Source organism: Companilactobacillus mindensis DSM 14500, from assembly GCF_001434275.1.
GTDB lineage: Bacteria > Bacillota > Bacilli > Lactobacillales > Lactobacillaceae > Companilactobacillus > Companilactobacillus mindensis.
Genome location: NZ_AZEZ01000078.1, coordinates 21,290 through 35,597, shown reverse-complemented (window position 1 = coordinate 35,597; position 14,308 = coordinate 21,290). Strand labels below are relative to the sequence as shown.

Below are 14,308 nucleotides of genomic sequence, written 5' to 3'. Positions count from 1 at the left end.
AACCCCATATGAAGTATTTTTTGACAAACCGTTGCACTTAGTTTGACAATTCGCCCTAGAAAATAAAAAAAAGAACATCACTGTTCTCATGTTAAGATTTAAGCGACCAAACCCAATCAAACATGGAGAAAACAATAATGTCCCAAGACAATTCTATACTATGTGCACTTGATATAAAAGACAATAACATGAGAAACGTTTCAGTTAAGGACGCTACGATTAAAAATCGTGGCATTATAAAACATATAAAGATCGTAAGTGCTGATTTAACTTATAAACTGTACAGATGTCCACAATGTGGTTTAAATTCATTAGTCAAAAATGGAAAAAGAAAAACTAATGCCAGATTGGCCAGTTTTAACGGTATTGAATATCATTTGGTACTCAATAAACAGCGTTATCTTTGTAAGAACTGTGGCAGCACCTGCGGTGCCCACAGCGATTTACTAATCAAGAACCACACCATGACCAAACAAGTTCAAAATAGAATATTCGCTATGGCAAGAGAATCGTTTACGTTAACATCTATGGCTAAGATCATCGGAGTATCAGTAAATAGAACCTTATATGACAATATCAAATTACCAAATAGATGTAACGTTCTTCCTGAGAACCTGTGCTTTGATGAATTCCGCTCAGTTAACGGTATATTCACTTTCATAGCTATTGATGCGCAAACGCATCATCTAATTGAACTTATTCATGACCGATTGTCTAAAACAGTAACTGAACACTTTATAAATAACTATAGCTTGTCGGAACGACAAGCAGTAAAGACCGTTTCTATTGATTTAAATGCTAATTATCAGTCAGTTGTTCATAGAATCTTTCCTAATGCTCAAATAATAGTTGATAGGTTTCATATAGTTCAACTATGTAGCAGAGCTTTAGATCAGGTTAGAATCAGTTGTCTGAAAAAGATAAATGATAAACAATCACGCATATACAAAGCTCTCAAATCCAATTGGCGTCTCTATCATCTGCCTGAGGCAGATGTAGACGACAAGAAAGTAAAGTATATCTTTGGTATCAATGAATATACTACGACACAAAGCGTTATCGATATAGCCACTGATAGCTTACCGATTTTTAAAAATGCCTATGATGTTTATCAAGGTATTCAGAAGGCAATGCATGAGCACAACATATCACTGCTCGAAGAAACTATTTACGGGTATAAAAAGAACAATACCGCTATGGATACGTCTATTTCAACGTTACGTAAGAATTTAAATTACGTGAGAAACAGTTGTACAATGTCTTACTCCAATGGTCCCCTTGAAGGGACTATTGGAAAGATAAAAAAGCTCAAACATATCAGTTATGGTTTTAAAAATCTTGACCATTTTCTTAAGAGAATAAGACTCATTTGTGCATAAGAAAAGGCATCCTACGAGAGGATGCCTTTCATACAAAAACTATTCATCAATACGATTTGACAAAGAGCCCTTTTGGTTCGCACATCGGCTAGTACTTACAAATTATATTTGGCAGCCTACTTGTTTAATCAAAGACAAAACGGTGATTTCAGTTGGACGGCTGAAAATATTGATGGATTTGATCGAATGATCGTTAATAGCGACAATGATTTTTCCGAGAATCAAATTAATCTATATGGTGCCGATACTTTGAGTGCCTTTATGGAAAAACAAGGTTGGTACTCATCAGTATTCCAAACTGGTCAGGCCACTCAGACGACAAGTTATAGCTTGCAGCTGTTATTGAAAGATTTGGCAAAAGGTACTGGACCGTTCAAGAATAAATCCGATCGAACGAAACTTTTGAATTTGATGGGCAAGCAAAATTATCGGACTGGTATTCCAGTTGGAGCTGCAGAAGCCGACGCTGGCACGACGGTTCAAGATAAAGTTGGCTTTCTTGATGATGTTAATAACGATGCCGGTATTGTAACTTTGCCAAATGGACAGAGATATATTTTAGTTATCATGACTAATGGGCATAAACAAAGTAATCTTAGTGGATTCCCAAGAATTGCGACGATTACTAAAAATATTCAAAAGATCGTTTATGGTGCTGATGCCGGAACTAAAGTTATCGACTATTCTAAATAGAAAAATAATGAATAATAGTAAATATACAAAAAGCCACTAGTAGGAATACTTAGCGATTTTTTGTATTTATTAAACTTTTAAATAAATGAGAAGACTTACTTCTAAAACCCAAAATATAAAGGTGGTGGTTTTGATTCAGGTTCTTAAGTAATTGAGATGACTTACTTCTAAAACCCTTTCTTAGCTTTATAACCCAAGTATACAGGTTCTTAAGTAATTGAGATGACTTACTTCTAAAACTGGTAATGTTCAAGCATGGAACAAATACGCGGTTCTTAAGTAATTGAGATGACTTACTTCTAAAACCCTTTCTTAGCTTTATAACCCAAGTATACAGGTTCTTAAGTAATTGAGATGACTTACTTCTAAAACGTGGTGAACAGATAGAACAAGATAATAGCTGGTTCTTAGTAATTGAGATGACTTACTTCTAAAACGTCTATGGTTGCTGGATTACCACACCATGCGGTTCTTAGTAATTGAGATGACTTACTTCTAAAACGGTATAGCACGAAGTCCAGAAGACGCATTAGGTTCTTAGTAATTGAGATGACTTACTTCTAAAACGCCTTTAGCCATGAAATTGTCACCCCTCCTGGTTCTTAGTAATTGAGATGACTTACTTCTAAAACTCCTGACCTGTTTTTCCGTACTTTGATAAGGGTTCTTAGTAATTGAGATGACTTACTTCTAAAACTTTTACAGAAGAATCCAAAAAGGATTATCCGGTTCTTAGTAATTGAGATGACTTACTTCTAAAACTACATATAGCTCCTCAAGTGCGCCGTCTAAGGTTCTTAGTAATTGAGATGACTTACTTCTAAAACCAACAAGATACAACGAATGCAAACACCAAGGGTTCTTAGTAATTGAGATGACTTACTTCTAAAACAAGATCCAAAAAGCGCTTGATAAACAAATAGGTTCTTAGTAATTGAGATGACTTACTTCTAAAACAAAAACTATGATCAAAGCTATCGAAAAAGCGGTTCTTAGTAATTGAGATGACTTACTTCTAAAACAAAAACTATGATCAAAGCTATCGAAAAAGCGGTTCTTAGTAATTGAGATGACTTACTTCTAAAACAAAGGCTATATCTTCACCCCTGTTTGAATAGGTTCTTAGTAATTGAGATGACTTACTTCTAAAACTGGACAGACCAAGGTGGTAACATTATTACAGGTTCTTAGTAATTGAGATGACTTACTTCTAAAACATAAACACGGGTGGTTACACTGAACAGATGGGTTCTTAGTAATTGAGATGACTTACTTCTAAAACAGACTGTCTGCTGTCTGAATACTTATCACGGGTTCTTAGTAATTGAGATGACTTACTTCTAAAACTTGACATTGTAAGTTTTGGAGGAACAACGAGGTTCTTAGTAATTGAGATGACTTACTTCTAAAACTGCACGGGCTGAATTTTACACCAACTTTTAGGTTCTTAGTAATTGAGATGACTTACTTCTAAAACGTACCACCGTTTTTAATATATTCCGAGTACGGTTCTTAGTAATTGAGATGACTTACTTCTAAAACAGCCGTCCAATCTGGATTCTTGTTAGTAGCGGGTTCTTAGTAATTGAGATGACTTACTTCTAAAACTCGGCGGGGGAAACAAGTAATGCTATTAAAGGTTCTTAGTAATTGAGATGACTTACTTCTAAAACATATATGCAATAACTTTTTCAATTATTTTTTGGTTCTTAGTAATTGAGATGACTTACTTCTAAAACCGTCTTAAATTAGTTATCTTCTAATAATCAAATCTAACGTGGTCTTCATCAATGGAGTAAACCTTGATATCAAGGCCTTCTTCCTTCAACTCTAACGGATATGATTCTAAAGAGACAATAACTAAATCAACGGATTTTAGATAATCATTCAATTCGTTTAATTGATCAAAACTTAATAGCTTTTCAAGGTTATGAAATAGAAGTAATTTTTTACTAGTAAATTCGACATAGAAACTTACTATACTAATGATTTTATCACAATAATTTTCCCATTTACTACTGTCTAAACGAACATCTTTTACTTTGAGTAATTTTTCGAAATCAGAGTAGGGGTCAAATGTCAGAGAGGCAGTATAGTTCGTAACAGAGTCGAAAACAATATCATTGATTTGACTGTTTATGGACTCTAATTTGTCTTTAAAGAGAGCTGAGTCTTGGACAGCTTTCTGGAAAACGTATTTTAAGTTGGCAGTCGAATTTATCTCATACTGTGTCAAGTCACCAATAAAGGCAATGTCCTTTAGTTTTTCATCAAGGGGATTCTTCTCATCAGTATAGAAATGTACAATTCTGTCAGTATCGTCAATTAAGGTATCGTGTTTCTTTAATTTATTAATTCTAAAAATCAATTGTGAGAATTCTACTTTGTTTTGAAAATCTAAAAGAGTAATTCCTGAATCAAGTTCAAATGGTTCATAAGGAAAAATTGTCATAGATGCTGTCATATTACTGTCAACCTTTCAAACGTATTCTCGATAGTTTTTTCCGCCTTACCAGTTAGGAAATTCATTGAAGCAAATTGCTTTTCAGTAACGATCATTGATTGCACAAGTCCCTTTTTAGGAGAGTAGACGGAAATCTTCTTTTCCAAAAGGTGAGCAGATTGACTGTCAATAAGGATACAAGTGTAAATAGACTCCTGCATCATTGTAAAACCATCTTTTAATAAGTGTTTTCGGAATTGGCGATAATTTCTACGGTCAGTGGCGGTTAAAGTGGGTAAGTCGAACATGATCATTAATCTCATAACTCTATTCCTCATCTTTCATACCAACATTTCCAATACGGTCACGTTTTTCATCCATAAAACTAAAGCAATCGTGGATATATTGGGAGACGGCATTTTTAAGAATATAAGTCTTATTGTCATAACTAATCTCTTGATTGAGGACGTCAACTAACTCTAATTTGATATATTCATCGAAGTCATAATCGAGTTTGTCCATAATGGTTAAATCAACAAATTGTCGAAATGGTTCCATCAAATCACTAGATAAATTGAAATCGTTTCTGACACTGTGATGATGGATGCCTAGCTGAGTTAGATAACCTTGAGCCACGATTTCTTGATTGAAAGCCGAGAGCAAAATTGTGTATCCATAGTCAAGCATGGCATTGATCTTAGAATCGTCTCCCCGAGTAAAATTGGCTCCAAATAGTAGTGGAAAATACTTTCTAGCAATTACAGCTTCACGATTAGTCTCATCATTATCAACCATAGCTAACTGTTCAGACTCGATCTCAGTTGTATCAAGATTATATTTCTTTAGGACGGCTAATTGATTATTGATCTTGTTGTTAACAACATTCGTCCAGAGTTTTTGTTTATTGGGAATTGACCACGAAATTTGATTTTCCATATTTTGATTTCGATTGATATTATTATAATAACCGTTTAGTTCAGCACATGGATTATGGTCTTCCGAACAGAAAATAACTTTGATATTCTCTTCAATCAGTTTTGAAATCAAATAACCTGTTATAACGGATTGTGTCGTCGCCACAACGATGCAGTTTATCTGGTGAAAAGGAACCTGCTTAATATCCATGGTCGTTTGGATCAATAGATGGTTTGCCTTATAAGATAACTTCGATTTTTGTGTAATATAAATCGTTTCCCAGCCCATAACAATTCTCCTAATTTAATTGAAATATTTTTAGAAATGAAATATACTTAACTTGCTCTTAAGTAATTGAGATGACTTACTGAGTTAAAATAAACATTAAAGTTAAATGACCTTCTGGTCGGCTCCCGCGTGGGGGCTATTTTTTTTGCACTTTTTTAGTCTATGTGAATTCTTGATTCATATAAACCAGTGGCGGAAAAGCTTAGTAAATCAGTATTTTGAATATTTATACTATTTGGTTTTCTTCCTAATGAATTTTTCTTAACATTGTTAAATTCAATAGATGCAGTTGTTGAACTTGCGTGTAACAGTAACAACAATTGTTGTAATGTCTTAATCTTGTTAACATCCGGAGATTCTTTGAAGTTATCGATATTATCCGATAATGTTTTAAGCTCGCCAGAGTAGTAAGGATAGAAGTGTTTCATTTTATCAATGATAGCAACGAAGATATTATCCAAAATGCCATCGTCATAACAAGCTAGTACTTCATCATATTTGTTTTCGGGCATTTTCTGTAACAAAGTCAGAAGCGCAACATAACCATAAGGTAGAACTAGTTGTTGAGCATTAACAATTTCAGTATCAGATTTGAGTGCTAGATAACCATTCTTCTTACTATAAATGACTTGACCCAAAGGTATCTTAGTTTTGAGGACTTGGATGCCTTTTTTGTGTGGAACATTTTCTTCTAGCCAAGTTTGTAGATCAATTGTCTTATTATCAACTTGTTCAGCCAAACGAATAGGCATTTTAACTAGTTTATTTTTCTTATCATCGATTTTTACTAAAACAATGTAGGCAGGATTGTCACCAGAATATCCACCATATAATTTAGTATCCAGACCTTGTTTAAGCGAAATTAGCTTACGTTTTTCATTAGGGTCCTTCTTGTAGACAGTTTGATTGTAAAATTCACCATTAGCAGCTTCGGTACGTTTAGTGACGTTATATTGTTTGTATTGGAAAATACAGCTGACCATATCTTTTGTTTGTTGATCCCAAATAATTTGACCAGTTTCCTCGTCAACATACTTCTCTCCGTTGAACATTGAACCGATAATCCAACCATTTTTAACGTAATCAGGAAAATGATGTTTCTTGTCATAGATCTTCTTAGTATTGCTGAAGAATCTCTTATATTCTTTCTTCAACAGAATCATGTTATCGGTTGGATATTTCTTCATTTGGTATAAACCAAGTAAGCAGGCTAGGTAGGCATCCTGAGCATGGTGATAATCGTTGATATTACGATTTTTAACGAACTCTGGGTGTTGGAAGTGATAGTTATCATCTTCGTTGCTGAAGGCTTTTCTGAACTCTGTAGAGAGATGTGCTCTGGTTTCAACACATTGAGTGCCTTGGTCGCCATACATTGAATCAAGAATATTAGAGACATGCTTGATGATCTGTGATGTTTGAACTAACTGACGATTGATGAAATTGTTTTGATCACTGTCAGTAATTTGAATTCGTGTGAGATTCTTAAATTTCTTAGGACCCATTAAGCCAGCATCTTTCATGTAACGCCAACGAGCAATATTTTGATTAATAATTTCTGGCTTTAATAATAAATCACTAGACTTGTGTTGATTTTCAGAAGCTAATACTAAAGCACGATTTTCTAGAGAATTATCCTTGATATATGATTGTGGCAAAATATGATCGATTTGATATTCAGATAACCTGTTAATATCCAATGGTTGATTGGAATACAAACTCTTTCCCATCTGTAGGTAGTACAACATCAAACGGTCGTTGGATAGGTTATTCTTGTTAGCCTTGAGGGTAGCTTTAATATCACTAGAAGGCAACAAGGACTTCTTCAGCTCATCGTCTGTTTTTTTAGTATTCTTGGCGATGCGTGCATAAAGTTTATTGAGACGGCTGTCTCTGGATTTGGTTAAAGAACTAACGTCATCTTCACGAGTGAACTCTAGGAAGATATGTTCTGGAGCATGTCCCATGAATTTAACTAGTTCTTGAATGATGGTTACAGATTGGCGGATACCACGTTTGAGAGCAGGGGATGTCTGTAACTCGTCAATCATTGCTTGAGGAGTAGCGGCTTCGTTTTTATCGAGATTAAAAGTTTGAATCTTGTCTTCGAATTTATAAGTATCATTTTTTAAGACACTGATAAAGTTGCGATTGGTATTCCACATTAAATCAAGAATCGAGTAACTAGCTTGTTGATGGTTTTTACTTGTGACAGTAGTTGTCTTAATATCACAGAGTAGTTTCTTTGAAAGACGTCCCCAACCTTGATAACGCATTCCAGCAATTTTTTTAATTTGTTCAGGTGTGCAATTGAATTGAGAATCGTCCAATTTTATTTTTAGAATCTTTTTATCTTCAAAAATAGTTAGCCATTCTGCTAATTGTTCTAGTTGTGATTGGTTAGTTGGATCATTGACGAAATCTTCACCAAAAATTTTCTTGAAATCGTGATAAGTAGTTAATCCTGAATTGAATTTTTTAGAATCTGCCAGACCACTTATTTGGGGATTTTGGAAATAACTTTGATTGATCAACCACTTAGTTAGAAGTGCTTTTGAAACACTACGATGTTTGAGGAATAATTCGTTATAGATGGCTTGTTTTAAGTCGACTGATAACTTGTCACCAAGTGGATTATCCACTTCATCGGCATTGATACGAACATTGCTTAATTCATTAAGAACTTCATATTTTTGGTAAATAGGACTCTTTAGAGGTAAAACTGGTTCACCAATTAAGTAAGTATCGGTACTAGTCATTCGCCTAATAAAGTTATTTGATGATGCTTCACGGTCAACAATTTCATCGAAGTTCCAAGGACGAATTTTTCCTTGAGATTTCTTCTCCATCCAGGCGAACGGATTGTCTTTTTTCGATTGCAGAGGTCCGACATAGTAAGGGATTCTAAAACTGAGGATAGAAAGTAATTTATCCTTATTCTCGGCCAAAAATGGGTAGTATTTAGCTTGGTTATTGATGATCTCAATCATTTCGTTTTTATTGAGTTGGAATGGTATAACGCCGTTTTCATTGTTGCGTTGCTTTAATAGATAGCTCTTGTTGAGAATTTTTTCATTTGCCTCTTTGGCAAGTTCAACGGGAGTGGCAGTCTCTAAAAATTTACTCATATCTTTGTAAAAATCTTCGATTCCATACTTTCCAGAATGTAGATAGTCATCGTAAGCTTTTTTAGCTTTACCAACGGCTTTTCTATCTGGTGATTCACGCCACATAGTCTTTAATTTGGCTAAATCTTTTTTATGATCAGAATATTGTCTAGCTTTAGCGAAACTAAGATAAGTTTCACCGGACAAAATGTCATTAAGGACAATTGAACTATAAATAGAGTTTGCGAGCGTTATTATGTTAAATTGTTCATCTGACAAGGTTTCTTCTAAGTTTGATAGGTCTTGCTCGATGGAGTTGGATGAGAATTCAACAGTGATTTTATCGTCACTGTCGAGTGAGAATATTTTGACCAAATCAGCTTTATTACCAAGCAACATTTTCATAATATTTTTAGTTATCTGAAGTAGGTCTTTTTCAGGTTGAATCTGGTCGACTATCTCATCGATTTTTTGGGTAGGAGTCTTTTTTTCTAAAAGAATCGTACTCATTGATTCGAAGTTGGTTTCGTCAGGAAATGCGACTTCAAATGCTTGTAATTGCTGATTCAATTGATTTAGTAGTAAAGCTAGACCGGAATCCATGTGTGAAACGTCGAAATTTTGATGCTCGTAAGTGAAATTACCACGATATTTGATGATATTATGTAAGGCCAAATAAACCAATCTGATGTCGGCTTGAGATTTATCTTCAATTAATCGTTTTCTTAGATGAAAAATAGTTGGAAATTCACGATGATATTCCACATCTGTATAATCGGAATCCATAAATAAATTATATTGATCACGTTGTCTTATCTTATCCTTTTTGGAGACCCATGAGGAATTCATCCGAACTAAAAATGATTGATCTTTTTTAGCCAATTCATCTGCAAAGATTTCATTCAACCAATTGATCCGATTACGTCTTCTGCGATAACGACGTCTAGTAGATCGAAAAGTTCGACGACTAGCAGCTGTCTCTGCACCATCGAAGAGCCGTATTCCCCAAAGGTTCTTCTTTTTTGCGTGTAATAAATTGTAATTATTATCAGTAACGGCCCATCCGACGGAACCTGTACCGATGTCCAATCCAATATTGTATTTTTTATTTCGATCGTTCATTGTTTTCCCCTCCACTTAACTGATAATACGTTTTCATATTACCAAAATATTCAATAAAAAATCACTATTTTCCTGAATAAATTAATTATTCAAGGAAACCTATTAGTGATAGGTAATATATGGCGTTTATTTGTTGTCATGATTAATTATTTTTTTAATACCCGACAAATCTGCCCTTAATTTCATAATTAATAGAATTTAGCGTATAAAAAATAGGTTGTACGTTCAAGAGATTATTTATAATCTAAGCCCCGTTAATATACAAGGGGTATAGTGTGTAATCGTTGGTATGATAAGTGAACTAAGTCATACACGGCGTGTGTCAACGTCCTAAATATAATTAGAATTACTAATTCAATTGATTATATAAAACTAACAAAACTTACTTTAAATTATGCAAAAATAGACTAATTTAGAGCAACTTAATAAGGTTCTATAGTTCTTATCGACTAATGAACACAAATCTTAGCTGCCTTAGTATCAATGATTAATACATTCTAATAATGTCTATGTAATGTTACTTATACGTTAAAAGACGCTAAATATTTAATTTACGGAATTTTTTTAAAGCTCATGCCCACTATGCGAGCTGTCGCCCAGCAGACACTAGGCGGGGGGCTATAAAGAAATAGAGAGCATACAATTAAGCATACACTCTATTAGATCGTATCTATTTTACTTTGATGCTAATACATCTGTGAGTAATAACTATTTACTTTCTTCTTTCAATCGTTTCATCAAGTCTTCATATGATTCAGTATGTAAGTCAAACTTAGCACGTTCGTGATAACAACTATCAATAGTATCTTTATCATAGTAATTATTGGCAAAGTCTATAAGAGCATCGTCCCACAGGTCAATATAATCGCCACGATCTGAAAGGTTCATGACATCCATAATAATATACTCGGATGCACGATATTCATTAAAGTAAGTCAATGTAAGTATTTGCTTTTGTCGTTCATTCAATGGCTTAACCGCTTTATCAATCTTATTTATTTGTTCTTTGATTTCTAAATATCTAATTAGTTTGTTTTCTGTTCCATTATTATTACTGCTATTCGATACATGAGCTAGATCAATATGCATCCCTTGGATTGTTGCTAGTTCATTAGCTTTAATAGTCATATCTCGATAGTGTAACAGTTGTGTATTAGCTTTATTAATTAACTGCATCCAGTCTATTATTTCGTTGTAATCTCGTGTCATTGATACACCTCATTGTTATATTCGTGTGAATAATAAAGGGATGCCACTCATGACATCCCTTAGTAGTTCTATTCAATAGGTTGCGTGTACTTAATGATGATAGGGAAACTGTGAGCGTTCACTATATCTAATACATTGCAATCATTATCAGCTAATACGCTACATACACCATTTATATAGTCTTGCGTATTCTTAGCACGTTCAAACGGATCACTATTATAACCACCACCTACATCTCTAGCGGTTACATACTTCACTTGATACATTCTTTTAGTTTGTTTTGTCATTATTTACATCTCCATTAATTTCTATCATTGTTTGATTTCCTTTCTTAATAATTAATGTGTCCAACCATTATCCAGTAAGTGTCCATTTATTCATTCAATGCTGTGCGCTGTAAAACATTGATATACCGCACTTTTTTAGTAAAGTGTCCAGTGTGTCCAATGATATTCAATTACCCTTTATATATATACTTTTATTTTTTATTTATTTGACTTTATGACTTATAAACATATGGACAGTATGGACACTTTTCTTATAAAGATTGATATAACAACGTTTTGCATGTCCAATCATCTAAAAAACCATTGGACACTTTATAGACATATCACTGGACACTTTTAAAAGTTGACACCTTTTTTATCATTCATGGCTAAATGAATATAGCGCCAAACTCGGTCGCTTTTAATTTGTTTCTTTTTATGGACAATACCTTTAGTTTCTAAGTATTCCGTCAATGCTGATTGGCCACGTGGGTTATATCCTTGATTTGAACAATAGTCTTTATATTCTTTGTAAACACATGATGATGATTCGCCTTGCTCATTATCCAGATTAATGATGCACATATCAGAAACAAAAGTTGCTATATGATTATTCATTTCAAGCCATTTATTGGTCTGGTTTATCATTTCTGGTGTTTCTGATAACTTTTTACTTTTGTGTGCTTTCTCGAATGCAAGCATACATTTATAAGTAAAGGCTGGTATTTCATCTTCAATTTGTTTCATATCGTATCTGTTTGTAAAATCTGGTATAAAGTAAAAATTAACTAGGCCAATACGTCTGATAAAGCCTTTAGTAAAATCTGAAAAGGTTGGTAATTCATTAGCACTAAATAGGAGTTTGGCATAGTTCATAAAATCAAATGGATCTTTTCCTTTAAATTCTCCAGTTATGTAGTCATCACCAGTCAAAGCCTTAATGGTTGAACTATCTTCTAAATAGTTTTTTCCAATATCTGCAAAGTAATTTAATTCCTTTCCATAAAGATGAGAGGTATTAAATTTTGCGTTGTCTCCTGATAGTCCTTTTAAATCAACACTGGACGTATTACCTCCACCAATCATTTTTCTAACATAATTTAAGAAAGTAGATTTACCATCGCCACCAGACCCACGCAATATGACAAATTTTTGAAATGGCTTATACGATCTATAAAACATATAACCTATATACTCCATCATGAACTTGTCAGCATCTTGAAACGTTTCTCTAAACCAAGCATCAGTAATAGGGGTATCTGATTTCATATCTAAGTTATAATCGTGACCAGTTAGTATATAGTCGTTTGGATCGTTAGGCTTTAAAATATCCTCTTTAAAGTTATATGTACCATTTTTAAATACGACAAGGTTTGGATCGCTATGGTCAAAGAAATTAATTGAAGTATCTGAATATATCTGATTACTAATAAATAATTGTGTGGAATTAAAACTGTTAGGTTTCCAAAAACCAACGCTTTGTAATTTATCAGAAATCACTTTGCCTAAGTATTCTTTATATCCAATACGCCAGTGACCTAATTTCTCGTCATATCTATATCCGCTTTTAAACGAATCAAAAGTAACCATATAATTCTCCGAAAGAATTTCTTTTGATAGTCCTAAGACACCAACTACTTTTTTTCCGTTGTCATCTTTGTAGAACCATAAAGGGTGTACCTTGTCATCTTGTGTCTGGTTTGCTTCCTGTACCTGCGATAATTCCTTAATCTTATCTTGAAGTCTTTCTTCCATCACTTCACCTTCAATCTACGTAGTTCCCTTGAAACAACCGAACTGTAAATAGTGTCCAGCTCTTTCTGTGGTAAAGGTGGAGATATAAAATTTTGATTAATAACTGACAATAATTTATAAACGTTGCTGGCATCAGTTCCCACAGCAAGCATTGAACCCGCTATACTGGTGATGAAATTATTTCGATTATGATCGTCATAAGTTGTCCCTTTAACTATTTTATCTAGCAATGCACCCGTATATTTCTTAAGGCGTGGCACATTCAAACTAGGATTATTAGCTGATTTGTTTTGCACAAAAGAAAGTAACCAGGTGGGGGCTTGTTTTATATCGTCATAAGAACCAGACACGTGAGCGTAACTAGATCCATCAATGGTACTAGGAGCAATAAGAATGTTATTGCACATTAGATCAATGCCAGACTGGTCAAAGAATGCACTTGTCTTACTCTTAACGTCTGTACCACCTGGTACTTTAAAGAAGTAATGTATTCCATTGTGCGGTGTTCGTTCTATTAACGTATCATCTGGTAACCGTCCATATGTTTGAAATACTTTCAGTAGGTTGTGTCTGCCGTTGCCATTGCCATGCATATCAACGTCTACCACCATTAAGCCCGACTTCTTTAAATTAATACCGATATTGTTATTAGTTTCTTGAAACCATTCCTGCGCCATAGAATCATCATTTACGGCATCGTTGAAACCATGAGTATCTTTCATACCCGACTTACTACCAGGTGCGGTAGGATAGTAATATATATTTCTTTTGGCTAGTTCTAAAGCCATTTCATAAGTGGTCAATTTCTCACTTCCTTATTATTGTTGCGTACACAAACAAATTTATTTGTCCTCATGTATTGCACCGTTAACTAGTTCTATTAATTTATCGTGATTGGCATTAGTACCACTCAATAACACATCACACAACGCCTGTAAGTGAGGTGTAACATGTTCTAACTCGTTTACTATCTCGCTATCGGTATATTTACCACTAAGGTTCTTATTGGATAGACTGTCTATATTTTCTGCTAATAGTTCTAGTAAATTTTTATCGTTATCCATGTGATAGGCAATATATTCAATGTCGTAAGGATCAACTACTTTAGTCATGTTTAATATCCTCCAATTT

General features: G+C 34.0%; 11 protein-coding genes and 1 CRISPR repeat array. Of the genes, 2 read left to right on the top strand and 9 right to left on the bottom strand.

The annotated features are described in order from the left end of the window. Positions 1-137: 137 nt before the first annotated feature. Both FD29_RS07360 and FD29_RS07355 read left to right on the top strand, forming a co-directional pair. On the top strand, positions 138-1,379 hold the full coding sequence (locus FD29_RS07360) for an ISL3 family transposase (RefSeq protein WP_057888296.1): 1,242 nt from the start codon (positions 138-140) through the stop codon (positions 1,377-1,379). Between the two features lie 72 nt (positions 1,380-1,451). Next, positions 1,452-2,072 (top strand): serine hydrolase, encoded by a 621-nt coding sequence (locus tag FD29_RS07355; RefSeq protein WP_057888295.1) that lies wholly within the window; start codon positions 1,452-1,454, stop codon positions 2,070-2,072. Positions 2,073-2,145: 73 nt separating this feature from the next. After that, a CRISPR array of direct repeats spans positions 2,146-3,811; the repeat unit is 35 nt; unit sequence GGTTCTTAGTAATTGAGATGACTTACTTCTAAAAC. A gap of 20 nt (positions 3,812-3,831) precedes the next feature. On the opposite strand, the gene csn2 is transcribed toward FD29_RS07355, so the two are convergent. The 9 genes from csn2 to FD29_RS07310 all read right to left on the bottom strand — a co-directional run bounded on the left by csn2 (position 3,832) and on the right by FD29_RS07310 (position 14,289). Continuing rightward, positions 3,832-4,536, bottom strand: a complete 705-nt coding sequence (gene csn2, locus FD29_RS07350; RefSeq protein ID WP_057888294.1) for a type II-A CRISPR-associated protein Csn2 — start codon at positions 4,534-4,536, stop codon at positions 3,832-3,834. Beyond that, complete coding sequence (cas2, locus tag FD29_RS07345; protein ID WP_057888293.1) at positions 4,533-4,838, bottom strand: CRISPR-associated endonuclease Cas2; 306 nt, start codon at positions 4,836-4,838, stop codon at positions 4,533-4,535. The genes csn2 and cas2 overlap by 4 nt, the downstream gene beginning before the upstream one ends. Before the next feature lie 4 nt (positions 4,839-4,842). Beyond that, on the bottom strand, positions 4,843-5,718 hold the full coding sequence (cas1, locus tag FD29_RS07340) for a type II CRISPR-associated endonuclease Cas1 (RefSeq protein WP_057888292.1): 876 nt from the start codon (positions 5,716-5,718) through the stop codon (positions 4,843-4,845). 155 nt (positions 5,719-5,873) lie between these two features. Next, positions 5,874-9,947, bottom strand: coding sequence for a type II CRISPR RNA-guided endonuclease Cas9 (gene cas9, locus FD29_RS07335; RefSeq protein WP_057888291.1), 4,074 nt, complete (start codon positions 9,945-9,947; stop codon positions 5,874-5,876). Positions 9,948-10,655: 708 nt separating this feature from the next. Then, positions 10,656-11,156 (bottom strand): hypothetical protein, encoded by a 501-nt coding sequence (locus tag FD29_RS07330; protein ID WP_057888290.1) that lies wholly within the window; start codon positions 11,154-11,156, stop codon positions 10,656-10,658. A 68-nt stretch (positions 11,157-11,224) separates the two neighbouring features. Then, positions 11,225-11,443, bottom strand: a complete 219-nt coding sequence (locus tag FD29_RS07325) for a hypothetical protein (protein ID WP_057888289.1) — start codon at positions 11,441-11,443, stop codon at positions 11,225-11,227. A 336-nt stretch (positions 11,444-11,779) separates the two neighbouring features. Continuing rightward, on the bottom strand, positions 11,780-13,177 hold the full coding sequence (locus tag FD29_RS07320) for a DNA primase family protein (protein ID WP_057888288.1): 1,398 nt from the start codon (positions 13,175-13,177) through the stop codon (positions 11,780-11,782). Further along, on the bottom strand, positions 13,177-13,980 hold the full coding sequence (locus FD29_RS07315) for a bifunctional DNA primase/polymerase (RefSeq protein ID WP_057888287.1): 804 nt from the start codon (positions 13,978-13,980) through the stop codon (positions 13,177-13,179). The genes FD29_RS07320 and FD29_RS07315 overlap by 1 nt, the downstream gene beginning before the upstream one ends. Before the next feature lie 39 nt (positions 13,981-14,019). Further along, entirely contained in the window at positions 14,020-14,289 is a 270-nt protein-coding gene (locus FD29_RS07310) for a hypothetical protein (protein WP_057888286.1), read from the bottom strand. Between the last annotated feature and the right edge of the window lie 19 nt (positions 14,290-14,308).